The following is a 25,141-nucleotide window of genomic DNA, read 5'->3' on the forward strand; positions in this document are numbered from 1 at the left end:
GACCGTTTCCGAGAATCTCGGGGTCAGCGATCGGTGTCGACGACGTCCACGCGGACGCCGCGGCCGCCGATGCCGCCCATCACGGTGCGCAGAGCGGTCGCGGTGCGCCCGCCCCGGCCGATCACCTTGCCGAGATCGTCGGGGTGGACGTGCACCTCGAGCGTGCGGCCACGACGCGTGGTCAGCAGCTCGACCCGGACCTCGTCCGGGTTGTCGACGATCCCGCGCACCAGGTGCTCGAGGGAGTCGGCGAGGAAGCTCACTCGGACTTCTCGCCCTCAGCGGCTTCTGCCTTCTCGGCCTCGGCCTTCTTCGGGGCCGACTTCTTCTTCGGCGTGGTGGCCTCGGTGGAGGGCTCCTCGCCGGCCGCGGCCAGCGCCGCGTTGAACAGGTCCTGCTTGGACGGCTTCGGCTCGGCCACCTTCAGGGTGCCCTCGGCGCCCGGCAGGCCCTTGAACTTCTGCCAGTCGCCGGTGATCTCGAGGATGCGCTGGACCGGCTCGGTCGGCTGCGCGCCGACGCCCAGCCAGTACTGCGCCCGCTCGGTGTCGACCTCGATGAAGCTCGGCTCTTCCTTCGGGTGGTACTTGCCGATCGTCTCGATGGCCTTGCCGTCCCGGCGGGTGCGCGCGTCGGCGATGATGATGCGGTAGTACGGCGCACGGATCTTGCCGAGGCGCTGCAGCTTGATCTTGACGGCCACGGGTGTGGGTACTCCTCAGTGCTGTGTGGTGCAGGGCGCGCGCGGAACCCGTGGGGACAGGCTCGCGGCGCCCGGAGGTCAGGAGCTTCCACACGGCGAGAGGGTCCGGCGGAAGCGGGCAAGCGAACATTCTGCCAGACGCCCGTCGCCGAGCACGCACAAGGCCCCGGTTACGCGTGCGCGACCAGCGTCAGAACGACGCGAGCCCGAGCGCTCCGAGCAGGATCGCGACCGCGGGCAGGAAGTTGTTGACCGCGTGCGCGACGATGCTGCCCGCCAGCCTCCCGGTGGACAGCCGGGCCAGCCCGATCGGGATGGAGATCACCAGCAGGAGCGTGGTGCGCAGCGGTTCCAGGTGACTGGCCGCGAACACCGCGGTCGAGAGCAGGAACGCGGCGAAGCGGCCCCACCGCTCGCTGCGCCACTGCAGCCGTTCCACCGCGCCCCAGAGCAGGCCGCGGTAGATGATCTCCTCGCAGATCGGCCCGAGCAGCCACAGGTAGCCGAACATCACCGCGGCGGCGGGCACGGACATCTTGCGGTCGTCGACCAGCGCGCTGATCGCCGACGTCGCGTCCGCCGAGCCGACCAGCTCGGTCCACACGTAGGCGCTCAGCGAGGTGAGCACGAGGCCGAGCATGCCGAATTTGAGCCCGGTCCAGACGTCCGCCCAGCGCCATTCGAGCCGCAGGTCGAGCTTCGGGCCGTTGCCGCGGACGACGGTGACCAGCACCGCGACGCCGGCGGCGATCATGGTGGGCAGCATCGTGCCGAGCAGCACCGTGCTGATCGGCAGCGGCCGGCCGGGAGCGGTCGGCCCGGCGAGCGCGCCGATGAACGCGGCCGACGCCAGCAACACCGCCTCGACCAGCAGGAACGCCCCGAATCCCCAGCGATGTGGCGGGAACGCGGTCGGTTCGGCCACGAAGTCCTCCGGGGAGAGCGCACTGGAGAGGGGTTCACGGGGCTGTGATGTGGTCACGCCCGCCTCCCCGTGCTCGCTCTGCTCACCGGTCGAGCCTAGCGGCCGAAATGGTTTCGCACAGTACTCGACCGGTCACCGGTTTCCGCGTTTTCCCGCCCGCGCTCAGTGCCCGGTGAAGAGCAGGACGGCGGGCGGCAGGTTGTTGGCCGCGTGCGCGAGCACGCTCGCCGAGGTCCGGCCGGAGTAATGCCGCGCCAGCCCGAGGACGAGGCCCTGGCCGAACAGCGCGATCGTGCGCGTGGTCTCGCCGTGCAGCAGCGCGAACACCAGCGAGGTGAGCACGAGCACCACCCACGGCGGGATCTTGTAGTGCGCCAGCGCGTTCCACAGCGCCCCGCGCAGCAGCAGTTCCTCGGTGAGCGGGACGGCGATCACCAGCACGAGCGCGGTCGTGACGAGCCAGACCGGGCTGCCGCCGGACACGTCGGGCAGGTCGGTGAGCGGGCTGTCGGACACCTCGTCGCCGCCGAAGACGGCGATTTCGGCGGCGTTCAGCACGAAGCCGACAACGAGGGCGAGCAGGCCGCAGGCAAGGCCGATGCGGAGGTCGCGGCCTCTCGTGCGGAGCCCGAAGTCGCGTTCGAGCCCGGAGCCGTAGCGCAGGGAGGCGATCGCCGGGCCAAGGCCGAGGATCAGGTTCGGAAGGAAGGCCAGCAGCAGCAACGGTCCCGCGTACGCCTCGACCGGATCGTCGTCGCCGACGTGGCGGTTGAACGCGGCCGCGGTGAGGAGGGTGACGAGGTAGTAGCCGGCGACTCCGAAGAAGAACGCGGCAAAGGCCCAATGGGCGCCCAGAATTCGCTTTCCCCCACCGTCTTCGGCCACGGGTTCACGCTATGTGCCTGTGCTGTGGCGCATCGAGGCGGGGTCGCGTCGCACTCGCCCGTAGCCGTGGCTCACTGCTCGTTGCTCGCGTCCGTGAGGGGAACCCTGAGGGAATCTGATTCCCTCAGGGTTCCCCTCACGGACTTCAACCGCGCCGGACCTCGGCATCGCGTGCCGGGTCTGCAGGGAGGGACGAGAACCCGCGCACTGCGGGAAAACCCCAATGTGGCGTTGGGTGCATGCGACGCACCGAACGCCGCATTGGGTGCGTCTGACGCACCCAATGTGGCATTGGGGCGGTCAGTGGAAGACCGTGCCGCCCAAGACGATGTGGGTCGGGTGGTGCAGGGCGGCGAGGTCGGTCCGCGGGTCGTCCGCGTAAACGATCAGGTCGGCCGGGGCGCCGTGCTCGATGCCGGGGTGGCCGAGCCATTCGCGCGCTTCCCAGGACGCGCTCGCGAGTGCCTGCGTACGCGACATCCCGGCGCGGTGGAGCGCTTCGACCTCGTCGGCGATACGGCCGTGCGCGACCATCCCGCCCGCGTCCGTGCCCGCGAAGACGCGTACGCCCGCTTCAACCGCTGAGGACACCATCTCGCCCACGCCAGCGTGCAGCGCGCGCATGTGGGCCGCATACGTCGGGTACTTGCCTGCCTTGTCCGCGATGCCCGGGAAGTTCTCGATGTTGATGAGCGTGGGCACCAACGCGACGTCGCGGCGCGCGAGTTCGGCCAACTGGTCTGGCGACAGCGCGGTGCCGTGTTCGAGACAGTCGATGCCCGCGCCGATCAGGCCCGGCAACGCGGCTTCGCCGAACACGTGTGCGGTGACGCGCGCGCCGAGTTCGTGGGCGACGCGGATGGCTTCGGCGAGCACGTCGTCCGGCCACAGCGGTGCGAGGTCGCCTTCGCCGCGGTCGATCCAGTCGCCGACGAGTTTGACCCAGCCGTCGCCGTCGCGGGCCTGTTCGGCCACCGCTTCGGGCAGCAGCGCCGGGTCGTCCAGCTCGATCGCGAACCCGGGGATGTACCGCTTGGGCAGCGCCAGATGCCGTCCGCAGCGGATGATCGTGGGCAGGTCCGCGCGCGATTGCAGCGGCCGGACGTCGAGCGGCAGGCCGCAGTCGCGGATCAGCAGCGTGCCCGCGTCGCGGTCGGTCGCGGCCTGGTCCGCGGCCTCCTCCACCGACAGTCCGCCGTGCGGGCCGAGGCCCGGGTGGCAATGCGCGTCGACGAGCCCCGGGACCACGAATCCGCCGGCGGACAGCGTTTCCGCGCCGGGAACCGGCTCGAACGACAGCTTTCCGTCCTGGATCCAGAGGTCACGCGGTTCGCCGTCGGGCAGGACGGTGCCGGAAAGGTGCAGCGGGCTCAATTGTTCTTCGGGTCCTTCGGCAGCTTGAACTTGGACGGGTCGAAGCCGGGCACGTCGTTCATGCCGCCGAGCTGGGACAGGTCCGGCATTCCGCCGGGCATCCCGCCGCCGGGGGGCAGCATCGGCATGCCGCCGGGCATCCCGCCGCGCATCCTCGGCTGCGTGGGTCCCTTCTTGCCCTTCTTCCCCTTCTTGCCCTTGCGGTTCTTGCTTCCGCCGCCTCCGCCGCCGAAGCCGAACCGGCCCGCCATCTGCGCCATCATCTTGCGCGCCTCGAAGAAGCGGTTGACCAGGTCGTTGACCTCGCGGACGGTCACGCCGGAGCCGTTCGCGATGCGCAGCCTGCGCGAGCCGTTGATCATCTTCGGGTCGGCGCGCTCGGCGGGCGTCATGCCGCGGATGATCGCCTGCAGCCGGTCGAGCTGCTTGTCGTCGACCGAGGCGAGCTGGTCTTTCATCTGGCCCGCGCCGGGCAGCATGCCGAGCAGGTTGCCGATCGGGCCCATCTTGCGCACGGCGAGCATCTGCTCGAGGAAGTCCTCCAGCGTGAGCTGCCCGCTGGTGAGCTTTTGCGCGGCCTGTTCGGCCTGCTCCTGGTCGAAGTGCTGTTCGGCCTGCTCGATCAGGGTCAGCACGTCGCCCATGCCCAGGATGCGCGAGGCCATCCGGTCCGGGTGGAACGTGTCGAAGTCCTCGAGCTTTTCGCCGTTGGACGCGAAGAGGATCGGCTGGCCGGTGACCTCGCGGACGGACAGCGCGGCGCCACCGCGGGCGTCGCCGTCGAGCTTCGTGAGCACCACGCCGGTGAAGCCGACGCCGTCGCGGAACGCCTCGGCCGTGGTGACCGCGTCCTGACCGATCATGGCGTCGACCACGAACAGAACTTCGTCCGGCTGCACGGCCTCGCGGATGTCCGCGGCCTGCTTCATCAGCTCTTCGTCGACACCCAGACGACCGGCGGTGTCAACCACGACGATGTCGTACTGCGCGTGCTTGGCCTCTTCGATCGCGCGGCGGGCGACGTCGACCGGGTCGCCGACGCCGTTGCCCGGCTCCGGCGCGAACGTGGTGACGCCCGCGCGCTCGCCGACGATCTGCAGCTGGTTGACCGCGTTCGGCCGCTGGAGGTCGCAGGCGACCAGCATCGGCGCGTGGCCCTGCTTCTTCAGCCACATCGCCAGCTTGCCGGCCAGCGTCGTCTTGCCGGCGCCCTGGAGACCGGCGAGCATGATCACCGAAGGCGGGTTCTTGGCCAGGTTCAGCCGCCGCGTCTCGCCGCCGAGGATGCCGACGAGCTCCTCGTTGACGATCTTGACGACCTGCTGCGCCGGGTTCAGCGCCTGGGAGACCTCGGCGCCCTTCGCCCGGTCCTTGATCTTCGCGATGAACGCCTTGACCACCGGGAGCGCGACGTCCGCTTCCAGCAGCGCGATGCGGATCTCGCGCGCGGTGGCGTCGATGTCGGCGTCGGACAGCCGGCCCTTGCGCGAGAGCGACTGCAGGGCCGAGGTGAGCCGATCGGAGAGGGTGTCGAACACGGGGGTGCACGCTCCAGCTGGGTCGAAAGTTCGCGTGCCGGGCGTGCTCGGCACCCCCGGCATCTTCCGAGGGTAGCCGCCCCGGCCGCCCGGCCTTCACGGGTACGGGAAGGGTACTACGCGTGCACGTATTAACTGGCCGAGCGACAACAGGTCAACCACGCGAAAACCGCTCGCACCGGCTCCGGAATTAAGTAAACATAGGCGTATGACATCAGCTACTGCCCGGCGTCCGACGCTCGCCGAACCGGCAGGAGACGAGGAAGAGCAGGCGCCGTTCCGCCGCATCGCGGGACTGTTCCGGCCGCACCGGCGGGCGCTGGCCGGGCTGTGCGCGCTGCTGATCGTGCAGGCCGGGCTGGGCGTCACCTCGCCGTTCCTGCTGCGGGAGATGCTGGACACCGCGCTTCCGCACCGCGACGCCCTGCTGGTGAGCCTGCTGGCGATGGGGATGATCGCCGCCGCGCTCGGGTCCGGGGCGCTGAGCGTGCGGACCACCGGGTTGTCCAACACCATCGGCCAGCGGGTGATGAACGAGCTGCGCGTGTCCGTTTACAGCCATCTGCAGCGGATGTCGCTGGGCTTCTACACCCGGACCAAGACCGGCGAGGTGCTGTCGCGGGTCTTCAACGACATCGGCGGCGTGGACAACGTCGTGACCGGGACCGCCGCGTCGATCGTGCAGAACGGCACCACGGCGCTGGCGATCGCGGTGGCGATTCTGGTCATGGACTGGCAGCTGGCGCTGTTGTCGCTGGTCGTCGTGCCGTTGTTCCTGCTGTTCACGCTGCGGCTCGGCGGCAAGCAGCGGAGGCTCGCCCGCGGCCGGACCCGGCGGATGGCCCGGCTGACCACGATCGTCGAGGAATCGCTTTCGGTCACCGGCGTGCTGCTGGCCAAGACGATGGGCAACGCGAAGCTCATGCGCGACAGGTTCGCCGAGGAATCGCGCGAGGTCGCGGCGCTGGAGCGCAGCGCCGCGCTGGCCGGGCGGTGGCAGCGGGCGGCGCGGTCGATGAGCCTGACGATCGTCCCGGCGCTGGTCTATTGGGCGGCCGGGCTCGAACTCGCGGGCGGTGCGGCACCGGTCTCGCTGGGCACGGTCGTCGCGTTCACCAGCATGTTGAACCGGCTGCTCGCGCCAGCGACGGCGATGCAGACGGTGGGACAGAACGTCGCGTCGGCGAAGGCGTTGTTCGGGCGGATCTTCGAGGTGCTCGATCTGCCGGTGGAGATCGGCGACCGGCCGGGCGCGCGTGAGCTGGTCCTGAGCGGCGGCGCGGTCTCGATGCGCGGGGTGTCGTTCCGCTACGACGATGACGGTCCGTGGACATTGCGCGACATCGATCTCGACGTGCCTGCCGGGACCACGACGGCGCTGGTCGGGACGACGGGTTCGGGGAAGACGACGCTCGCCTACCTGGTCGCTCGGTTGTACGAGGTGACGGAGGGGAAGGTGTGCGTGGACGGGACCGATGTGCGGGACGTGACGCTCGCGTCGCTGGCCGCCGGGGTCGGGCTGGTGTCGCAGGAGACGTATCTGTTTCACGCGTCGGTACGGGAGAACCTGCGGTTCGCGAAGCCGGACGCAACCGACGAGGAGCTGGAGAACGCCGCGAAGGCCGCGCACATCCACGACACGCTGGCCGCGCTGCCGGAGGGGTACGACACCGTCGTCGGGGAACGCGGGTACCGGTTTTCCGGCGGGGAGAAGCAGCGGATGGCGATCGCGCGGATTCTGTTGCGCAATCCGCCGGTGCTGATCCTGGACGAGGCGACGAGCTCGCTGGACAACCGCACGGAGCGGGCGGTGCAGGCGGAGCTGGACCGGCTCGCCGCCGGGCGCACGACGATCGCCATCGCGCACCGTCTGTCCACTGTGGAGCACGCGGATCAGATCGCGGTGCTGGACGCGGGGAGGGTCGTCGAGCGGGGCACGCACGCGGAGTTGCTGGCCGCGGACGGGAGGTATGCCGCGCTGGTGCGAGGGGAAACCGCCTAATCTGGCGGTATGGAGACCGAACCCGACGTGGACCGGGCCGATGAGCTGGCGACGCTGGCCCGGACGGTGCGCGAGGGCGTCGGGCGGCTGAACTGGCGGATGCGCTTCGAGGCGGGCCCGCCCGCTCCGGGACCGGCCGTGCTGGCAGTGCTTTCGCGGCTGTACCGGGGCGGCACGCACACGCCGGGCGAGCTGGCCGAGGCCGAGCGGATCCATCCGCAGTCGCTGACGCGGATCCTGGCCTCGCTGGCCGAACGCGAGCTGATCACGCGCACCCCGGACCCGGCGGACGGGCGGCGGTCGCTGATCGACATCACCCCGGCCGGGCTGCGGGAGCTGCGCCAGTACTCGATCGCACGGGAGACCTGGCTGGCCGCGGCCCTCGAACGGACGCTGAGCCCCACCGAACAGGAGCTGCTCCGGCTCGCGGCCGGGCTGCTGGCGCGGATCGCGGATTCCTGAGGCCCGGGAGTTCCGGGGCGGCCGCTCCCCACGGCCGTCCCCGGAACTGTGGCGGAAGAGCTCACCTCCCCAGGAGGCCTTCCGCCGCGGGCACGCGGAGCGGTTCCCCCTCGACCACCCGGCGTTGGGGAGAAGTCTGCCGTCCCGGGACACGCGCGCGGCAGCGTGAAGTCCCTCAATCCGGGCTGAGTAGGACTACTCAAACTCGGGTGTCGGGTCCCGCGGAGTCGCTGGCGAACTCGAAGAGCGGTTCGGCGTCGGCGAGCTCCTCGGCGGAGCAGCTCACCGCGCAGGCGGCGGCTTGGAGGACTTCGGTGAGGACTTCCACTTCGGACGGCGGGACGGTGGCCAGCGCGGGGTTGCGGACGTCCATGCGGCCCGCGAGGCCTGCCAGTGCGTGGGCGAGCGCGTGCTGGCCTGCGACTAGCTGGGTGACCACTTCGGACAGTTCGCCGAGGGTGGCGGCTGATCCGTCGCCGCGGAGGAGGGCAGAGAGTTCTTCTGCGCAGGTGCGGAGGTGTCCCGCTACGACCGTGGGGGGCAGGGAGAGTTCTGGGAGGTTCTCTTGGCCTCGCATCTCGTTCACCTCGCCCCCTTGCCCGGACCTGCCATCCTGCCATCGGGATGGGGGTTGTCGATGCCGACACCCCGGATGGGTGAGCCCGGATGGCGCAATCCGGCCGCGTCTGCTTGCCCTGGCCAGCTGTCCGTGAAGGGCTCCTTGAGGGAATCTGATTCCTTCGAGGGGTCCTTCACGGACCTTCAGGAGACGGCGGTCAGGACGGCATCGGTGATGGTGGTTCGCCACTGTGGAGTGACGTGGCCGGAGCGTGGCGAGAGGGCGAAGGAGTCCACTACCGCGCCGCCTAGGGTTGCGGCTTTTGCCCAGTGGACGTCTGCTTCGGCGCGGCGCAGGGCGCTTGCTACGCGGAACAGCAGGCCGATTCGGTCGGCGGCGCGCAGTTCCAGCACTACCGCGTCGGGGCCGCTTGTTTCGTCGTCGAACCACCTGACTACTGGCTTGACCACGACGGGTGACGCGGTGGCGTAGTCGCGTTCCTTCGCGGCCAGGCGTTGGGTGAGCGGCATCGTTCCGGCGACTGCGCGAGCGAACTGTTCCCGCAGCAGCGCGGGATCCGGCAGGGAACCGAACTTCGGTGACGCGGTGAAGACACCTGCTCGGCCGCGGCCGGAGTGTTCGCGCAGGACCGCGGAGTGAACCTCCAACGAGTTCAGGGCCAGGACTCCGGCTGCGGGGGCCAGCAGTTCGCGGTCCGCGGGTACGGCCAATAACGCCGTGACGACCTTGCCGTGGGCGGAGATCCGGATTTGGCCGACGCCGGTGCGAGCGGCCTCGGCGACTAGTTCGCGTTGGTCGTCGTCCAACGGCTCGGGGGGCGTGAAACCCTTGCCGTGCACGGCTTCCTCGCAGCCGCTGACCAGTTCGGCCAGCAGGCGGTCCTTCCAGTCGGTCCAGACGCCGGGGCCGGTGGCCAGCGAGTCGGCGCGGGTCAGGGCGTGCAGGAGTTCCAGCAGGACGACGTCGCCGTCCAGGGTTTTCACCACGCGCGAGATGGTCGCGGGGTCGCCGATGTCGCGTCTCGTCGCGGTGTGCGGGAGCAGCAGGTGGTGGCGGACCATGGCGGAGACCGTCGCGACGTCCGCGGGCGGGAGGCCCAGTCGTTGCGCTACGGAGGCGGAGATTTTCGCGCCCAGTTCCGAGTGGTCGACGTCGCGGCCCTTGCCGATGTCGTGCAGCAGGGCACCGATGAGCAGCAGGTCTGGTCGCGACACGGTGGTGGTCAGTTTTGCTGCTTCGACGCATGCCTGGACCAGGTGCCGGTCGACTGTCCACTGGTGTACTGGCGAGCGCGGCGGCAGGTCGCGTACGGCGCCCCATTCGGGGAACAGCCGGGACCATAAGCCGGTGCGGTCCAGGGCTTCTACTGCGTCGACTAGGCCCTCCCCCGCGCCCAGCAACTCGACGAGCGCGTTGCGGGCGTCGTCTGGCCAAGGTTCGCGCAGCTCGGGGGCGGATTCGGCGAGAGTGCGCAAAGTGCCTGGTGAGATGGGCATTCGAGTGCGGGCAGAGGCGGCTGCGGCGCGAAGCAGGAGGGCCGGGTCTCGGGCCGGGAGTGCATCTCGGGCCAGTGCGACCTCGTCGCCGTGCAGGACAACGCCCTCGGCCAGCGGGCGGCGGACTGGGCGTCGGCCGAAACGTGGGCGTGGTTGTTCCACAGTGGACCGGAGGGCGACGTCGACGGCGTAGGCGATGGTCCGTCCCGCGCCGGAAAGCTTGCGGGCCAGGGTGAATCGGTCGCCGATTTCCAGTTCGTGTGCGACGACGTCGGCGTCGGGGGCGTTGAGGATGTCTCGTTCGCGACGGGCTTCGCGGCGGAGTTCGGTGCGGACGTCTAGCAGGAGTTGCTTGGCTGCCAACAGTTCTTCGCCCGGGCGGGCGGTGAGCTGGCCTGCCGCGAGGGCCTCCAGGACACCGAAGTCGCGGAGGCCGCCGCGACCGTGTTTCAAGTCTGGTTCGGCGGATTGGGCGATCTCGCCGCTGCGCCGCCACCGGGTGTGGACGGATTCGGCGAGCTCGGGCAAACGTTTGCGGGCGGTGCGCCGCCACTGGTCGCGGGCGGCGGAGGCCAGACGTTCGGTGAGGCCTGGGTCGCCTGCCAGGTGCCGGGCGTCGAGCAGACCTAGCGCGGTGCGCAGGTCTTCGGCGGCGACTTTGAGGGCCTCGCCGGGGGTTCGGACTGAGTGGTCGAGGCCGACCCGGGCGTCCCACAGCGGGTACCACAGTGCGTCGGCGATCTCTCCGATCCCGGCGTTTCCGTTGTGCAGCAACAGTAGATCGAGATCGGAGCACGGCACCAGTTCGCGCCGTCCCAAACCCCCTACGGCGACCAGCGCGACACCTGGGTCCGCGGTGTCGACGCCGGCCGCCGTCGCTCCTTTCCCGAGCCAGAACTCGTACAGATCGACCAGGGACGCCCGCAGTGCGGGTGCTCCGTGCCGTCCTTCGAGCAGCAGCGCAGTGGCTCGGGCGAGTTCGCCCCCGTCGGTCATCGGCTACAGCGCGTCCGTGCCGCGTTCACCGGTGCGGACGCGGATCACCGTCTCCACCGGCGTCACCCAGACCTTCCCGTCGCCGATCTTCCCGGTGTGCGCGGCGGTGGTGACCGCGTCGAGGACCTTCTCGACGACGACGTCGTCCACCACGACCTCGATCTTCAGCTTGGCCACGAAATCCACCGAGTACTCGGCGCCCCGGTAGACCTCGGTGTGGCCCTTCTGCCTGCCGTAGCCCTGGACCTCGCTCACCGTCATCCCGAGCACGCCCAGCTGCTCCAGCGAGGAGCGGACGTCGTCGAGCGTGAACGGCTTGACGATCGCGGTGATGAGCTTCATGCCTTGGTCTCCTCGAGTTTCGTGACGGGCTTGACCGGGAACGTCGCCGAGTGGCCGAGGCCGCCCATGCCGGTGAAGTCGTAGGCGCTCTCCGCGTGCTGGCCCTCGTCGATGCCGCTGACCTCGTGCTCGGTGCTGACGCGGAACCCGCCGGCCTTCTTGATCGCGAAGCCGATGATCAAGGTCATGATGAACGAGTAGCCCAGAACCGCAAGCGCGGCGACCACCTGGATGCCCAGCTGCTTGAAGCCGCCGCCGTAGAACAGGCCGTCCGCGCCCGCCGGGTTCACGCTCTTGGTGGCGAAGAACCCGATCAGGATGGTGCCGACGAGACCGCCGACGAGGTGCACGCCGACGACGTCGAGGGAGTCGTCGAAGCCGAAGCGGAACTTCAGCGAGATGGCCAGCGCGCACAGCACCCCGGCGATCAGGCCGATCGCGATCGAGCCGAGCGGGCTCACGAAACCGCAGGCGGGCGTGATGGCGACCAGACCGGCGACCGCGCCGGAAGCCGCGCCGAGCGTGGTCGGCTTGCCGAACTTCAGCTGTTCCACGACCAGCCAGCCCAGTACCGCGGCAGCGGTCGCGACGGTGGTGTTGGTGAACGCGACGCCCGCGAGGTCGTTCGCGCCGAGCGCCGAACCGGCGTTGAAGCCGTACCAGCCGAACCACAGCAGCGACGCGCCGAGCAGGACGAACGGGACGTTGTGCGGACGGCCGGTGTCCTTCGGCCAGCCCTTGCGCTTGCCGAGCACCAGCGCGAGGGCGAGACCCGCGGCGCCCGCGTTGATGTGCACCGCCGTGCCGCCCGCGAAGTCGAGCGCCTTGAGCTGGTTGGCGATCCAGCCGCCCACCGCGTCCTTGCCGGTGAAACCGTCGAACGAGAACACCCAGTGCGCGACCGGGAAATACACGACAATCACCCAGATTGTCACGAAAAGCGTCCAGCCCCAGAACTTCGCGCGATCGGCGATGGCACCGGAAATCAGCGCCGGGGTGATGATCGCGAACATCAATTGGAACATGCAGAACGCGAGCAGCGGCAATGCGTCCGGACCCGGCCACGGAACCGCGGGCGGGCCTTCGCTCGCCAGGCCGACGAGCTTGCCGAACGCGTCCGACAGGCCGGCGTAGTCGAAGTTCCCTACCAGGCCGCCGAAAGCGTCGTTGCCGAAGGACAGCGAGAACCCGAAGAGCACCCACAGCACCCCGACTATCGCGAGTGCGATGAAGTTCATCATCAACATGTTCAAAACGCTCTTCGCGCGGACCATGCCGCCGTAAAAGAACGCGAGGCCCGGGGTCATGAGCATGACCAGCGCGGCGCTGATCAGCACCCAGGCGGTGTCTCCGGCGTTCAGCACAATCGTCCTCCCGTGCCGTGGGCAACTGCTGAGGAAGTGTTGGCCCCCGGTGTTTCGCCGGGCTTCGATTCACGTTTCCCGCTCGTGAACTCCGGCGTGGTGGTTGTTACGGGGACGTTTCCGGGGAGCGGGGGCGAAGTGTCCGGTTAGGCAACGTCATGGTCGAATTACGCTATGTCATTACCTAACCGGGTGATCGAAGCGCTGCGCTGTTCGGTGTGCGCGGAGCCGGTCTCGCTGACCGGCCGGACGCTGCGCTGCGAGCGGCGGCATTCGTTCGATCTGGCCCGGCAGGGTTACGTCAACCTCCTGCACGCGCGCATCCCGGCGGGGACGGCCGACACCGCGCCGATGGTGGACGCGCGGGCGGCGTTCCTGTCTTCCGGTGCTTACGCGCCGCTGGCCGACGCGGTCGCTTCCGCTGCTGGTTCTGCTCCTGGGTTGATCATCGACGCCGGTGCCGGGCCGGGCTATTACCTCTCGCGGGTGCTGGACGACGCTCCGGACGCGGTCGGCCTCGCGCTGGACGTCTCGGCGATCGCGTTGCGGCGGGCCGCGCGGGCACACCCGCGACTCGGTGCGGCGGTGTGGAACCTGTGGGAGCCGTGGCCGGTAGGCGACGGGGTGGCGTCGGTGGTGCTGGACGTGTTCTCGCCGCGGAATGCCGCCGAGTTCCACCGGGTGCTCGCGCCGGGCGGGAAGCTGGTGGTGGCGTCGCCGTTGCCAGGGCATCTGAGCGAACTGGGCGATCTGGTGCTCGCGGTGGACTCGCGGAAGGAAGAACGGCTCGAAGCGGCGCTGGGCGGGTTGTTCGTGCGGGAGTCCGGGGTCGAGGTGGTCCGGACTCAGCCGTTCAGCGCGGCGCAGGTGCGGGATGTCGTGGCGATGGGGCCCGCGGGGTTCCATCTGGACCGGGACGGGCGGCGGGAGCGGCTCGACGCCGCGGCGGGGCGGGACGTGACGCTGGCGGTCTCAGTAAGCGTATGGCGGCGTGCCGAAGTCCGTGAGGGGAACCCTGAGGGACTCTGATTCCCTCAGGGTTCCCCTCACGGACCTCAGCCGATCGCACAAAAGAGGTCCCCGCCCAACCCGGGCGGGGACCTCTTTTTCGGCTCTGTGCCTAAGACTTCTCGGACTTGCCGTTCTCCCCGGAGGAGGAGCCCGCGTCCACAGTGTCCGCCGAGGCCTTCTCGTCTGGTTCCGGCTTCTCGCCCGCGTCGTCCGAAGTGGACTCGACGGCGGCGTCCCGTTCGTCTCCCTTGCTGCGCAACGTCTCCGGGGCCTCGCGCGGACCACGCTTGGCCGCGATGACGAAGTAGGCCATCGCGCCGACGAACAGCAGGATCGACACCCACACGTTGACCCGCAGGCCGAGGATGTGGTTGGCGTGGTCGGAGCGCAGCAGTTCGGTCCCGCAGCGGCCGACGGTGTAGCCCGCGACGTAGAGCGCGAACGCGCGGCCGTGACCGAGCTTGAACTTGCGGTCCGCCCACACCACGAGCAGCGCGATGAGCAGGTTCCAGACCAGCTCGTACAGGAACGTCGGGTGCACCGGGCTCTCCGGCAGCGGGATGTGCCCGGTCGCGACGCCGCCGAGGGCGTCCGGGGCTCCGGTGGCCGGGTCGAAGCGCTGGTAGATCTCCAGGCCCCACGGCAGGTCGGTGTGCCCGCCGTACAGCTCCTGGTTGAAGTAGTTGCCGAGCCGCCCGATCGCCTGCGCGACGATGATGCCGGGCGCGATCGCGTCGGCCATCGCGGGCAGCGGGATCCCGCGGCGCCGGCAGGCGATCAGCGCGCCGACCGCGCCGAGCGCGACCGCGCCCCAGATGCCGAGGCCGCCGTCCCAGATGGCGAAGGCGTTCCAGGGGTTCTTGCCCTCGGTGAAGTACAGCTCGGGGTCGGTGATGACGTGGTAGAGCCTGCCGCCGACCAGGCCGAACGGCACAGCGAACACCGCCATGTCGAGCACGGTGCCCTTCGTGCCGCCCCGAGCCTCCCAGCGCCGCTCGCCCCACCAGATCGCGACGATGATGCCGGCGATGATGCAGAGCGCGTACGCCCGGATCGGGATCGGGCCCAGGTGCCAGACGCCTTGGTCGGGGCTCGGGATCGTGGCCAGGAACGCTGCGGAGTACACGCGGCCACCGTAGCGCGTCGGGCTCCGGTCGTGGTCCGGGTGCCGCGGAACCCTTAGTCAAGACCCGGTCACAGCCCGGTCACGGCCGTCCGGGGTCACACTGTGTACTGCGGGTCGGACGCCGCGGCCAGGTATCCGGCCAGCAGCGCGTCCGCGACCTGGCCGACCGCGGCGTCCTCGGGCAGGAACGTTTCGCCGTGCAGGCTGGGCGCGCCCGCGGTCTCGCCGAGGCCGACGAACAGCATCAGGCCGCGGACGCCGTCGCCGCAGTAATGCGCGAAATCGTCCGCGCCGAAAGACCGGAAAGCTGTGTCCACCTCACTGTCCACGCCCCGGTCTTGGCTGCCTCCGTCTTCGAGCCAGCTCCGCGCGGCGGCGGCCAGCGCCGGATCGTTGACCAGGACGGGCTCGCACGGGCTGATCCGGAGGTCTGCGGTGCAGCCGTACGCGCGGGCGGTGGCGTGCACGACCTCGTCGAGCGCCGCCAGCGCGCGTTCGCGGTCGCTCGCGCGCATCAGCCGCAGCGAACCGAACGCCGACGCCGTGTTCGGCACGACGTTCGCCGCCGTGCCCGCGCTGAGCCTGCCGATCGTGCAGACCGCGCCGTGCATCGGGTCGATCCGGCGGCTCGCTACCTGCTGCAGGCTCACCACCAGTTGGCTGAGCGCCAGCACCGGGTCGCGCAGCAGGTGCGGATATCCGGCGTGGCCGCCCTGGCCGTGCACCACGACCTCGAACTCGTCGGTGGACGCGTTCACCGGCCCGGGCGCGGCCGAGACGACGCCGTACGGCAGCCGCGGCTGGACGTGCGCGCCGATCACCGTGTCGATGCCGCGCTCTTCCAGAATGCCCGATTCGACCAGGTCGAGCGCTCCGGACGGAGACGTTTCCTCGCGCGGCTGCAGGATCGCGAACAGCGGACGCGGGAGCTCGACGCGCCGCGCCGCCCGGCAGACCGCGGTCAGGGCGGCGAGGTGGACGTCGTGGCCGCAGGCGTGCATCAGGCCGGTCTTCGCGGCCCATTCGACGCCCGTGCGCTCGACTACCGGCAAGGCGTCCAGTTCAGCGCGCAGGGCCACGGCTGGGCCCGGGTGCGGTGCGGAGATCTCGATAAGCCGCCCGGTCTTCGCGACCTGCTCGCCCTCGCCTAGCGCGGCAGCCACAAGCCGGGCGGTGTCGTCCTCGTCGCCGGACACACGCGGATCGGCGTGAATCCGGTGCTGCAGTTCAACCGCGGCAGGCAGTTCCTCTGCTAGCGCCGCGCGCCAGGCCTCGACCAGATCGTTCATGCCCGCTCCAGCCCGTAGATCCTGGCCGCGTTCTCATGCCCGGCCAAGCGGGCCAGGCGGATCGCGTCCACTTCGGATAGTGCGTCCGCGGCGAGGGCGGTGCGCAGGAAGTCGGACAGTCCTTGCCGGAACAGCGCGGTGCCCAGGTGATACAGCTCGGCCAGGCCGAACGCGTCGGTGGAGAACAGCAGTTTCCCGAACGGCACCAGCTCCAGCGTCTCGGCGAGGATGGCGGGCGCGCGGAAGCCCGCGTTGTGCGTGATGAGGCCGACGTCGACGAAGACGTGCTCGAAGACCTGCGCGAGGTAGGCGGCGTTGCGGTGGAACGGATAATTGTGCAGCAGCAGGACCGGGACGCCCGCGTCGCGGGTCGCGCGCAGCAAACCGGTGAGCCGCAAGGGATCGCAGCGGTGGAGGTCGACGTCGGAATCTCCGTAGCCGACGTGGAATTGCACCGGGAGCCGCCGGTCGATGCCGGACCAGATCAGGTGGCGGTGCAGGACCTCGTCGGCCAGCCGGACCGGTTCGCCCGCCTCGATCCGGGCCAGCCAGCGTCCGGCGGCGGCTTCGACTTCGGCCGCGGCCGGGCGTTCGCCGGACAGCTCCAGCCCGACCCGGTACGCCGCGATGGACTTCACGCCGACCGCGCTCGTCGTGCGGCGGTCGAGTTCGGCGGCAAAGTCGTCGGCGAAACTGGCGGCGCTCGTCTCGCAGATGACGTCTTCGGCGACCTGTTCCAGCCGGACGATGTCGTGCGCGCGGGCGTCGGCCAGTTCGGCGAACTCCTTGGTGGTGGTGAGGGATTCGGGCAGGAAACCGCCGTCCAGCAAGTAATCCGTGCTGCCCGTGCCGCGAAGGAACCGCCGGTTGACCTCCGCCGCGCCCAATTCGGCGCGGCGGGCGAGATAGTCGTCGGCCGGGGCGTGTTTCGGCAGGTCGAGGATCGGCGCGCAGCGTTCGCGCACGGACAGGCCGATCAGCGAGTCGAACAGCGACGTCCCCAGCGACGACACGGTGTCCGCCTCGGTGAGCATCCGCTCGAACCCGTCGCGGTCGACGCCGCCGGTGCGGACGCCGTGACAGTGATGGTCGACCAGCGGCAGGTCCGCGACGAAATCGAGCAGTCCGGTCATGCCTCTCCTTCAGCGAGCCTCTCCCCCACCCTACGGGCGAATCCGGGCGCCGAGGCGACCACGACGACAGCCAGCACGAGCACCCCGCCCGCCACGACCGGGAACCACCGCGCGGGGCCTTCGGTCGGGTACGGCACGACGTTGACGTACACGGTGTAGCCGAGCAGAACCAGCGCGCCGATCGGGAAGGCCAAGTGCCACGACGGAACGCGCATCCGCCGTCGCACGAACAGCAGGAGGATCGCGCCGAGCGTGGTGAGCAGGTAGATGACTAACAGGATCAAGGTGCCGATGGATCCTGCCCAGGCGAAGGTGTCGTCGGCAGTGGCGCCGAAGCACACCGCGCACACCAAGATGATCAGGGCCGCCGCGAGAGCAACCACGGTCACGGCGATGGCGGGAGTGCCTTTCGCGGAGATCCGGCCGATGCCGCGTCCGTCGAACGCGTCGCGGCCGAGGGCGAACAGCAGTCGCGAGCCGCCGACGACGCAGGCGAGGCAACAGCCGAACGCGCTGATCGCGGCACCCGCGCTGATGACGTCGCCGACCCATGGGCCGACGAAGCGGCTGCCGAGATCGCCCAGCAGCGACGGGGAATTGTGGAACGCCGTGGCGTCGCCGCCGAAGGCCATCATCTCGACGGCGGTCACGAGCACGAAGTAGGCGCCGCCGAAGATGGCCGTGCCGAGGATCGCGCGTGGGATGTTGCGGCGCGGGTCGCGGGTTTCCTCGCCGAGCGTCGCGGCGGCCTCGAAACCGGCGAACGACAGGAAACCGAACACCGCGCCGAGGAAAATGCCGGAGACTCCGGTGTCCGGTACGAAAACCTGCAGTGTGAACCGTCCGCTGGGAGCGTCTCCGGCGATCAGCCGGACCAGGATGACCACGGTGACCAGCAGGATGAGCGCGATGGTCGCGCCTTCGACGGCGAGCAACGTGCTGGTGCCGCGACGGGCCGGGGCGACCGCGAGGAGCCAGCTGCCGATCAGCGCGACGGCGGTCAGCACGAACGGCCCCCACGACGGCGGGTGCGGCCAGATCCCGACCTGGGTCAGGAACGCCGTGCCCAGCACGCCCGCGGCGGAACTGGTGACCACGGCGTAGAAGGTGTAAGTGCCGAGCAGCCCGATGCCGGACACGACGCCCGCGCGCGGACCGAGGGTCGCGCCGACGAACGCGTAGACCGATCCCGCGTGCTGATAGTGGCGGCAGAGCTGGACGAAGCCGTACGCGACCAGCAGCACCCCCGCCGCCGAGAGCAGGAACGCCAGCGGAACCGCGCGTCCGGCCGCCGTCGCTGTTTGCTGTGGATTGATGTTCGCGGCCATGCTGGGTGCCATGAGCGCGACGGACAGCCCGACGGCCTGCCAGACCGACAGGGTGCGCCGCAATTCGGGACGGTCTCCGGACACGGACGCGCTCCTTTCCCGAGGAGTACACAGTGAACCTTCCGAGCGGTGCGGAGAGCGAGCGCCGACCGGCTGAACTCTCTCGTGCGGCGCGGAAGGAGCGCCTCGTTTCCCGTCAACCTCGATCGGCTGAACCTCTCATCCAGCGTTGAAGGAGCAAACCTTGTCGTCCCCCTTCTCGTCTTCGGCCAACCTCGACCGCGACCGGCTCGCCGAACTCGGCGCGGCGGCAGCCGGTCGGATGGAGCAGGCGGGCGTCGAACTCGTCGCGCTGAGCTTCGTGGACAACTCCGGGATTTCGCGGGTCAAGGCGGTTCCGGTGGCGAGGCTGGCGACAGTCGCGGCGTGGGGCGTCGGCGCGTCGAACTCGTTCGACTTCTTCCTCGGCACCGACAGCATCGCTGACGGCGAGCATTCCCTCGGCCCAGTCGGCGACCTGCGGCTGCACCCCGACCTCGACGCGCTCACCGTCCTCGCCGCCCAGCCCGGCTGGGCGTGGGCCCCGGCGTGGCGATACGACCAGGACGGGCACCAGCACCCGCAGGACACCCGGGGTCTCGCCGCGGCCGCCGTCGCACAGCTCGCCGACCGCAGCCTGACCGCACGGATGGCCTTCGAACTGGAGTGGATCACGACGGACGCGGACGGCATCCCGCTGCCCGGCCCGGCCTACGGCTACTCTCGCCTGAGCGCGAACCACGAGTATCTCCGCGCGATAGTGTCCACTTTGGACAAGTGTGGCGTGAAGCTGGAGCAGATCCACCCGGAATACGCGGCGGGCCAGTTCGAGCTGTCGATCGCCGCGACGGATCCAGTACGGGCGGCCGATTTAGCCGTGCTGACAAAGGAAACCGTGCGGACGGTCACCGCCGCGCACGGGCTGCGCGCGTCGTTCACCCCGAAGTTCGAACCCGGCGGCGTCGGCAATGGCGGACATGTGCACCTGAGTCTCTGGGACGGCGAACGAAATCTGTGCGCGGGCGGGACCGGGGCGTTCGGACTGACCTCGACCGCGGAATCCTTCGGTGCGGGCATTTTCCGCCGGTTGCCCGCACTGTTGACCGTCGGCGCGCCGTCGGTGGTCAGCTATCTGCGGCTGGAACCGCACCACTGGGCAGGTGTGTTTACCGCGTGGGGACTGGAAAACCGCGAAGCACCGCTACGCCTGATCCGCGGCGCGGCCGGACAGCGCGACACAGCGGCGAACCTGGAGGTGAAGTGCTTCGACCTCACCGCGAACCCGTATCTGGTGGTGGCGGGACTGCTTTTCGCCGGACAGGCAGGCATCGACGCTGCGGCGCGCTTGCCCGAACCGGTCAGCGTGGACCCGGGGTCGCTCTCCCCCTCGGACGCCGCGGCGGCTGGGGTCGCGCGGCTTCCGCAATCGCTGTCGGAGGCGATCGCCGCGTTCGAGGCCGACGACGTGCTGCCGGACGCGTTCGGACCCCAGCTGGCCACGACGTTGGCGGACGTGCGTCGTGCCGAAGTGGCCGAGCTGGGGTCGCTGGAACCGGCGGAGTTGTGCCGGGTGATGCGTTTCCTGCACTGACCCGGTTCACCGAAGCAAAGCCGCCACCCGGGACTGCAGTTCGGGCAGCATCGCGTACAGCTTGTCGCCTGGGCAGTCGGTGTTGTAGAAGTCGCGGTGTCCCTTGATTTCCTTGACCGGGATGCCGTACTGGCGGCACACGTACGCCACGAACACCACCAGCGAATCGAACTGCGCCTTCGGCGGGGCGACCTGCATGTAGGTGCCCTCGTTCTCGATGCCGATCGCGTTGTCGTTCTGGCCGGGGCAATGCGCCGCGCGGACGATCTTTTTGCCGCTGCGCAACGCGTCCAGGCTGCCGTGGCGGCCTTCGAGACGGTAGCCGCCGCGGGAGACGGTGAAGTGCTGGCCGGTGTCGGACCAGCCGTTGTTGTCGATGTGGTCGGCCTGGTCGTTGCGCGCGACCTGGAACGCGTGCTCGAGCGAGTAATCGGTGCTGTTGGGGCAGTCGATGTGGTGGATGAGCACGCGATTGGCCGGATGGTCGAGCGTGGTGAGCGGATCCGCGGGCGGGCGCGCACCCCACTCCGCACAGCTGTAGATGCGCGGCGCCGCCGCGGCGTGCGCGAGGCCGGGCAGCACGAGCCCCGCCGCCGCGGCGGCGCTCACGCCGGCCGCCCCGCGCAGGAACGTCCTCCGGGGAACCTGTCCGATGTCGAAAGCCATGCGCCGCACTGTGCGCGGACGGCGTACACGATGCGTACAACCGGCCGCTCAGGCGCGCAGGTCCAGCTCCGCGGGGAAGGGTTCGGCCAGGGTGAGCACCCCGCCCTCGCTCTTCGCGTGCGGCACGTAGTCGCCTTCGGAGAGCGCGTAGACGGTGGCGGCTTCCTGCTCCGGGTCGACGAGCAGGTAGTACGGGATGAGCGCTTCGGCGTAGAGGGCTTTCTTGAAGATCCGGTCCTGCACCCTGGTGGACGGCGATTCGATCTCGGCGGCCAGCAACACCTCGGACGCCGGATACCAGGTCGTGGCCACGTCGGGGCAGGTGACGATCACGAAGTCCGGGATCAGCAGGCGGCTTTCGCCACAGCGAACATTGACTCCCGGGAGCAGTTCGAGATCGTCCGGCAGCTCGGGCACCACGGCCAGCTGAAGCCGTTGCAGCAACCGCTGGTGCAGCGAGGTCGGGGCTGGGCTCATGAGGAGTGCCCCGTCGACCGCTTCGATCCGGGTACCGAGAAGCTGCTCTTCCGGCAGCGCAAGCACTTCCGACAGCCACGGGGCCGAGGATTGGCCGGTGTCGTGCTCAGCAGGTGCTGACATGCGAAGTCACCTCCACCCGCGCTTGATCTCTCTCGCCAGGTCCAGTCTGCCATAGCCGTCGCACTCCCCCTCGGTTCTTCCGCATACCGAGAGAGTACGAACGACCACCGACAGTTTCCGGCGCTCGACCCGGGATCAGGCCGGAGCGACCGCCTCGCGCACGCCCCGCGCCAGCTCCGAAGCCAGCTTCGCCACGCCGTCCGGACCGTCCGCCGCAGCCGTGACCAGCGCGGACCCGACGATCACCGCGTCCGCGAACCCGGCCACCTGCGCGGCCTGCTCCCGCGAACGGACCCCGAGGCCCACCCCGATCGGCAGCTCGGTGTGCTCCCGGGTCCGGCGCACCAGGTCCTCCGCGTGCACACCCACCGCGTCGCGGGCACCCGTCACGCCCATCACCGCGGTCGCGTACACGAAGCCCGACGAGGCCGCCGTGGTCTTCGCGAGGCGTTCCTCCGACGACGACGGCGCGACCAGGAAAATCCGGTCCAAACCGTGCTCGGCGGACGCGGCCATCCACTCGTCGGCCTCGTCCGGAATCAAATCCGGCGTGATCAGGCCCAGGCCACCGGCGGACGCCAGGTCGCGCGCGAACGCGTCGACCCCGTAGCGGTGCACCGGGTTCCAATACGTCATCACCACCGCGCGACCGCCGCGCGCCGACACCGATTCCACGACCTCGAACAGCTGCTTCAGCCGGAAACCGCTGGCCAGCGCCGCCTCGGCGGCCGCCTGGATGGTGGGGCCGTCCATGACCGGGTCGGAGTACGGGACGCCGACCTCGACCAGGTCCGCGCCGCCGTCGACGGTGGCGGCCAGCAGGTCTTTCGAGCCGTCCACGGACGGGAACCCGGCGGGAAGGTAGCCGACCAGCGCGGCCCGGTGTTCCGCCCGCGTCGCCGCGAACAGCTCGTCGAGGCCGCTCACTTGTCCTCCCCGTCCACGAGCCCGAACCACTGGGCCGCGGTGTCCATGTCCTTGTCGCCCCGGCCGGAAAGGTTGACCACGATCAGCCCGTCCGGGCCCAGCTCGCGGCCCAGTTCCAGGGCCCCGGCCAGCGCGTGCGCCGATTCGATCGCCGGGATGATGCCCTCGGTGCGCGAGAGCAGCCGGAAGGCGTCCATCGCGGCCGCGTCGGTGACCGGGCGGTACTCGGCGCGGCCGGAGTCCTTGAGCCACGCGTGTTCCGGGCCGACGCCCGGGTAGTCGAGCCCGGCGGAGATCGAATGCGATTCGACCGTCTGGCCGTCCTCGTCCTGCAGCAGGTACGACATCGCGCCGTGCAGGTTGCCCGGGGTGCCCTTGGTGAGCGTCGCGCCGTGCCGGTTGCCCTCGATGCCCTCGCCGCCCGGCTCCAGGCCGACCAGCCGCACCGACGGGTCGTCGTAGAAGCCGGAGAAGATGCCGATGGCGTTGGACCCGCCGCCGACGCACGCCGCGACGACGTCCGGCAGCCGGCCCGCCTTCTCCAGGATCTGCGCCCGCGCCTCCTCGCCGATGACGTGGTGGAAGTTGCGCACCATCATCGGGAACGGGTACGGGCCGGCGGCGGTGCCGAAGAGGTAGTGCGTGGTGTCGGCGTTCGTGACCCAGTCGCGCAGCGCCTCGTTGATCGCGTCCTTCAGCGTGCGCGACCCGGTTTTCACCGGGATGACCTCGGCGCCGAGCAGCTTCATCCGCGCGACGTTCAGCGACTGGCGCTCGGTGTCGACCTCGCCCATGTACACGACGCAGTCGAGGCCGAGCAGCGCGCACGCGGTGGCCGTGGCGACGCCGTGCTGGCCCGCGCCGGTCTCCGCGATGACGCGCTTCTTGCCCATCCGCACGGTGAGCAGCGCCTGGCCCAGCACGTTGTTGATCTTGTGCGAACCGGTGTGGTTGAGGTCCTCGCGCTTGAGGAACACCCGCGCGCCGCCGGCGTGCTCGCCGAAGCGCTTGGCCTCGGTGAGCAGCGACGGACGGCCCGCGTACTCGGCGAGCAGCCGGTTCAGCTCAGTGGTGAACTCGGGGTCGTGGCGGGCCTTCTCGTACTCCGCCGCGACCTCGTCGACCACGCCGATCAGCGCTTCCGGCATGAACCGGCCGCCGTACGGGCCGTAGTAGCCGCGCTCGTCCGGGTCGTGCTTGCCGCGGTCGGTCACCGCGAGGGCCTCGGGCAGGCGGGGTGCGAACCGGCGGTGACGAGCTTGACGACCGCGCCCTTCGGGTCGCCGGAGGCCACCAGGCCCTCGCCGACGAGCACCGCGTCCGCTCCGTGGCCGGCGTACGACATCAGGTCGCCCGGGCCGCGGACGCCGGACTCGGCGACCTTGAACACGTCCATCGGCAGGCCGGGCGCGAGGCGGGAGAACACGTCGCGGTCCACTTCGAGGGTGTGCAGGTTGCGCGCGTTGACGCCGATGACCTTCGCGCCCGCTTCGAGCGCGCGGTCGGCCTCCTCGGCGTTGTGGATCTCCACGAGCGCGGTCATGCCGAGCGATTCGACGCGGTCGAGCAGCGCGGCGAGCGCGTTCTGCTCCAGCGCGGCGACGATCAGCAGGACCATGTCCGCGCCGTGCAGCCGGGCCTCGTGCACCTGGTACGGGCTGACGACGAAGTCCTTGCGCAGCACGGGAATGTCGACCGCGGCGCGCACCGCGTCGAGGTCGGCGAGCGATCCGCCGAAACGGCGCTGCTCGGTGAGCACGCTGATCACGCGCGCGCCGGCGTCCTCGTAGTCCCGCGCCAGCGCGGCCGGGTCGGGAATCGTGGCCAGCTCGCCCTTGGACGGGCTGCGCCGCTTCACCTCGGCGATGACGCCGATGCCGGATTCGCGCAGCGCCGCCATCACGTCACGCGGCGGGGCGGCCTTGGCCGCCCTGGCCTTCAGTTCGTCGAACGGCAGGGCGGATTCCCGCTGCGCGAGATCCTCGCGCACGCCGGCGACGATGTCTTCGAGCACGCTCATCGGACGCCCCTACCCGCTGCCGCACTCCTGGGTCCACTCGCAAGCTCGCTCACAAAAACCTTCCCCTTCCCGCCGAAACGATGCTAACCCCCGCTCGAGGACCGGCCGGTTCCGGGTTGCTCAGCGCCGCGGATCCCCGCCGTCGGTCGGGTCGTCGCCCTCCGACAGCGCCTCCCACAGCTCGGTGTCCGGATCCTTCCGCGCCGCCTTGGCTCCCGGTGCGGCGTAACGGGCGCCGAGCTTGCGCGCGGCTCCCGCCCACTTGATCGCTGCCAACCCGCCGAGTGCGACAAGAATTCCGCCCAGCACCGCGATCAGGTGGCCGAGCACGATTTCCGTGCCCGGCAGCCCGGGCGCGAACCCGCCGAACTCGATCCCGTCGACGCCGCTCCAGACGCCCGCCGCACCGGCGAGCACCAGCACGATCCCGAGCGCGCGGCGCAGCCAGCCGCCGGTGGCGATGGCCCCGGCGACGCCCGCGAGCGCGAGGATCGCGAGCGGCACGAGCGCGGTGGAGCGCTGTTCGCCGGGTTCGGTGTACAGCACGGTGCCGCGCACGCCCTCGTCGCGGAATTCGGCGAACCACACCATCCGGGACGCTCCCCAGAGGGCCAGTGCGCCGAGCAGGAGGGCGAGGATGATCGTCCACAGTGGACGGCGGGCGGAAGCTGCGGCAGGCTCGGGCGCCGTCGGCGATTTCCCGCTGTCCGAGGGCGCTTCGGCAGCGGTTTTCCCCGCGCCAGA

General features: G+C 70.2%; 24 protein-coding genes. 4 read left to right on the forward strand and 20 right to left on the reverse strand.

Going from position 1 to position 25,141, the window contains the following annotated elements; all coding sequences use genetic code 11:
- Positions 1-23: 23 nt before the first annotated feature.
- The 6 genes from ABZX37_RS09210 to ffh form a co-directional block, all read right to left on the reverse strand.
- Entirely contained in the window at positions 24-263 is a 240-nt protein-coding gene (locus ABZX37_RS09210) for an RNA-binding protein (RefSeq protein WP_003103110.1), read from the reverse strand.
- Positions 260-703 (reverse strand): 30S ribosomal protein S16, encoded by a 444-nt coding sequence (rpsP, locus tag ABZX37_RS09215; RefSeq protein ID WP_116205654.1) that lies wholly within the window; start codon positions 701-703, stop codon positions 260-262. Before rpsP ends, ABZX37_RS09210 begins: the two co-directional genes overlap by 4 nt.
- 190 nt (positions 704-893) lie before the next feature.
- A complete protein-coding gene (locus tag ABZX37_RS09220) occupies positions 894-1,685 on the reverse strand; it encodes a type II CAAX endopeptidase family protein (RefSeq protein WP_354737592.1) in 792 nt (263 codons plus the stop codon).
- A 105-nt stretch (positions 1,686-1,790) separates the two neighbouring features.
- Positions 1,791-2,513, reverse strand: coding sequence for a CPBP family intramembrane glutamic endopeptidase (locus ABZX37_RS09225; RefSeq protein ID WP_354737594.1), 723 nt, complete (start codon positions 2,511-2,513; stop codon positions 1,791-1,793).
- 300 nt (positions 2,514-2,813) lie between these two features.
- Positions 2,814-3,887: an amidohydrolase family protein gene (locus ABZX37_RS09230; RefSeq protein WP_354737596.1), complete on the reverse strand. Its 1,074-nt coding sequence runs from the start codon at positions 3,885-3,887 to the stop codon at positions 2,814-2,816.
- Positions 3,884-5,425 (reverse strand): signal recognition particle protein, encoded by a 1,542-nt coding sequence (ffh, locus tag ABZX37_RS09235; protein ID WP_354737598.1) that lies wholly within the window; start codon positions 5,423-5,425, stop codon positions 3,884-3,886. Before ffh ends, ABZX37_RS09230 begins: the two co-directional genes overlap by 4 nt.
- A gap of 208 nt (positions 5,426-5,633) precedes the next feature.
- Between ffh and ABZX37_RS09240 the strand changes: the two genes are divergently transcribed.
- Together ABZX37_RS09240 and ABZX37_RS09245 are read left to right on the forward strand one after the other, a co-directional pair.
- Positions 5,634-7,427 (forward strand): ABC transporter ATP-binding protein, encoded by a 1,794-nt coding sequence (locus tag ABZX37_RS09240; protein ID WP_354737600.1) that lies wholly within the window; start codon positions 5,634-5,636, stop codon positions 7,425-7,427.
- 9 nt (positions 7,428-7,436) lie between these two features.
- A complete protein-coding gene (locus ABZX37_RS09245; protein ID WP_354737602.1) occupies positions 7,437-7,889 on the forward strand; it encodes a MarR family transcriptional regulator in 453 nt (150 codons plus the stop codon).
- 199 nt (positions 7,890-8,088) lie between these two features.
- On the opposite strand, the gene ABZX37_RS09250 is transcribed toward ABZX37_RS09245, so the two are convergent.
- The 4 genes from ABZX37_RS09250 to ABZX37_RS09265 all read right to left on the reverse strand — a co-directional run bounded on the left by ABZX37_RS09250 (position 8,089) and on the right by ABZX37_RS09265 (position 12,667).
- Positions 8,089-8,466 carry a hypothetical protein gene (locus ABZX37_RS09250; protein ID WP_354737759.1) on the reverse strand — a complete coding sequence of 126 codons (378 nt, stop codon included), beginning with the start codon at positions 8,464-8,466 and terminating at the stop codon, positions 8,089-8,091.
- Positions 8,467-8,651: 185 nt separating this feature from the next.
- The gene (locus ABZX37_RS09255; RefSeq protein ID WP_354737604.1) at positions 8,652-10,961 is read right to left on the reverse strand and encodes a [protein-PII] uridylyltransferase; all 2,310 of its coding nucleotides are present in this window, start codon (positions 10,959-10,961) and stop codon (positions 8,652-8,654) included.
- Positions 10,962-10,964: 3 nt separating this feature from the next.
- Positions 10,965-11,303, reverse strand: a complete 339-nt coding sequence (locus ABZX37_RS09260) for a P-II family nitrogen regulator (RefSeq protein ID WP_043827775.1) — start codon at positions 11,301-11,303, stop codon at positions 10,965-10,967.
- On the reverse strand, positions 11,300-12,667 hold the full coding sequence (locus tag ABZX37_RS09265; RefSeq protein ID WP_354737606.1) for an ammonium transporter: 1,368 nt from the start codon (positions 12,665-12,667) through the stop codon (positions 11,300-11,302). The genes ABZX37_RS09260 and ABZX37_RS09265 overlap by 4 nt, the downstream gene beginning before the upstream one ends.
- Positions 12,668-12,841: 174 nt before the next feature.
- Between ABZX37_RS09265 and ABZX37_RS09270 the strand changes: the two genes are divergently transcribed.
- On the forward strand, positions 12,842-13,696 hold the full coding sequence (locus tag ABZX37_RS09270) for a putative RNA methyltransferase (RefSeq protein ID WP_354737608.1): 855 nt from the start codon (positions 12,842-12,844) through the stop codon (positions 13,694-13,696).
- A gap of 91 nt (positions 13,697-13,787) precedes the next feature.
- Here ABZX37_RS09270 and lgt read toward each other — a convergent pair whose 3' ends face one another.
- The 4 genes from lgt to ABZX37_RS09290 form a co-directional block, all read right to left on the reverse strand.
- Positions 13,788-14,804, reverse strand: a complete 1,017-nt coding sequence (gene lgt, locus ABZX37_RS09275; protein ID WP_354737610.1) for a prolipoprotein diacylglyceryl transferase — start codon at positions 14,802-14,804, stop codon at positions 13,788-13,790.
- Positions 14,805-14,899: 95 nt separating this feature from the next.
- Positions 14,900-16,093, reverse strand: a complete 1,194-nt coding sequence (locus ABZX37_RS09280; protein WP_354737612.1) for a M20 family metallopeptidase — start codon at positions 16,091-16,093, stop codon at positions 14,900-14,902.
- Positions 16,090-17,226 (reverse strand): amidohydrolase family protein, encoded by a 1,137-nt coding sequence (locus ABZX37_RS09285; protein WP_354737614.1) that lies wholly within the window; start codon positions 17,224-17,226, stop codon positions 16,090-16,092. The genes ABZX37_RS09280 and ABZX37_RS09285 overlap by 4 nt, the downstream gene beginning before the upstream one ends.
- Positions 17,223-18,638, reverse strand: coding sequence for an APC family permease (locus ABZX37_RS09290; RefSeq protein WP_354737616.1), 1,416 nt, complete (start codon positions 18,636-18,638; stop codon positions 17,223-17,225). The genes ABZX37_RS09285 and ABZX37_RS09290 overlap by 4 nt, the downstream gene beginning before the upstream one ends.
- A 238-nt stretch (positions 18,639-18,876) precedes the next feature.
- Here ABZX37_RS09290 and ABZX37_RS09295 point away from each other — a divergent pair, with 238 nt between their 5' ends.
- On the forward strand, positions 18,877-20,184 hold the full coding sequence (locus tag ABZX37_RS09295; protein WP_354737761.1) for a glutamine synthetase family protein: 1,308 nt from the start codon (positions 18,877-18,879) through the stop codon (positions 20,182-20,184).
- A gap of 6 nt (positions 20,185-20,190) precedes the next feature.
- On the opposite strand, the gene ABZX37_RS09300 is transcribed toward ABZX37_RS09295, so the two are convergent.
- From ABZX37_RS09300 to ABZX37_RS09325, 6 genes are all read right to left on the reverse strand, one after another.
- The gene (locus ABZX37_RS09300; RefSeq protein ID WP_344268106.1) at positions 20,191-20,850 is read right to left on the reverse strand and encodes a peptidoglycan recognition family protein; all 660 of its coding nucleotides are present in this window, start codon (positions 20,848-20,850) and stop codon (positions 20,191-20,193) included.
- A gap of 48 nt (positions 20,851-20,898) precedes the next feature.
- Positions 20,899-21,450, reverse strand: a complete 552-nt coding sequence (locus ABZX37_RS09305) for a Uma2 family endonuclease (RefSeq protein WP_354737618.1) — start codon at positions 21,448-21,450, stop codon at positions 20,899-20,901.
- 135 nt (positions 21,451-21,585) lie between these two features.
- On the reverse strand, positions 21,586-22,377 hold the full coding sequence (trpA, locus tag ABZX37_RS09310) for a tryptophan synthase subunit alpha (RefSeq protein ID WP_354737620.1): 792 nt from the start codon (positions 22,375-22,377) through the stop codon (positions 21,586-21,588).
- Positions 22,374-23,609, reverse strand: a complete 1,236-nt coding sequence (gene trpB / locus ABZX37_RS09315; protein WP_354737763.1) for a tryptophan synthase subunit beta — start codon at positions 23,607-23,609, stop codon at positions 22,374-22,376. Before trpB ends, trpA begins: the two co-directional genes overlap by 4 nt.
- On the reverse strand, positions 23,588-24,397 hold the full coding sequence (gene trpC / locus ABZX37_RS09320) for an indole-3-glycerol phosphate synthase TrpC (protein ID WP_037369991.1): 810 nt from the start codon (positions 24,395-24,397) through the stop codon (positions 23,588-23,590). The genes trpB and trpC overlap by 22 nt, the downstream gene beginning before the upstream one ends.
- A gap of 120 nt (positions 24,398-24,517) precedes the next feature.
- Positions 24,518-25,036, reverse strand: a complete 519-nt coding sequence (locus ABZX37_RS09325; RefSeq protein ID WP_350564762.1) for a Trp biosynthesis-associated membrane protein — start codon at positions 25,034-25,036, stop codon at positions 24,518-24,520.
- Between the last annotated feature and the right edge of the window lie 105 nt (positions 25,037-25,141).

The sequence above is a fragment of the Amycolatopsis sp. NPDC004079 genome (genome assembly GCF_040610415.1).
In the GTDB taxonomy this organism is placed as follows: Bacteria; Actinomycetota; Actinomycetes; order Mycobacteriales; family Pseudonocardiaceae; genus Amycolatopsis; species Amycolatopsis halotolerans.

Excerpts from the sequence above, each read along its gene's own strand:
- ABZX37_RS09240 (WP_354737600.1), top strand. The coding sequence starts at position 5,634 with ATGACATCAGCTACTGCCCGGCGTCCGACGCTCGCCGAACCGGCAGGA.
- ABZX37_RS09245 (WP_354737602.1), top strand. The coding sequence starts at position 7,437 with ATGGAGACCGAACCCGACGTGGACCGGGCCGATGAGCTGGCGACGCTG.
- ABZX37_RS09250 (WP_354737759.1), bottom strand. The coding sequence starts at position 8,466 with ATGCGAGGCCAAGAGAACCTCCCAGAACTCTCCCTGCCCCCCACGGTC.
- ABZX37_RS09255 (WP_354737604.1), bottom strand. The coding sequence starts at position 10,961 with ATGACCGACGGGGGCGAACTCGCCCGAGCCACTGCGCTGCTGCTCGAA.
- ABZX37_RS09260 (WP_043827775.1), bottom strand. The coding sequence starts at position 11,303 with ATGAAGCTCATCACCGCGATCGTCAAGCCGTTCACGCTCGACGACGTC.
- ABZX37_RS09270 (WP_354737608.1), top strand. The coding sequence starts at position 12,842 with ATGTCATTACCTAACCGGGTGATCGAAGCGCTGCGCTGTTCGGTGTGC.
- ABZX37_RS09280 (WP_354737612.1), bottom strand. The coding sequence starts at position 16,093 with ATGAACGATCTGGTCGAGGCCTGGCGCGCGGCGCTAGCAGAGGAACTG.
- ABZX37_RS09285 (WP_354737614.1), bottom strand. The coding sequence starts at position 17,226 with ATGACCGGACTGCTCGATTTCGTCGCGGACCTGCCGCTGGTCGACCAT.
- ABZX37_RS09295 (WP_354737761.1), top strand. The coding sequence starts at position 18,877 with ATGGAGCAGGCGGGCGTCGAACTCGTCGCGCTGAGCTTCGTGGACAAC.
- ABZX37_RS09300 (WP_344268106.1), bottom strand. The coding sequence starts at position 20,850 with ATGGCTTTCGACATCGGACAGGTTCCCCGGAGGACGTTCCTGCGCGGG.
- ABZX37_RS09305 (WP_354737618.1), bottom strand. The coding sequence starts at position 21,450 with ATGTCAGCACCTGCTGAGCACGACACCGGCCAATCCTCGGCCCCGTGG.
- trpC (WP_037369991.1), bottom strand. The coding sequence starts at position 24,397 with ATGAGCGTGCTCGAAGACATCGTCGCCGGCGTGCGCGAGGATCTCGCG.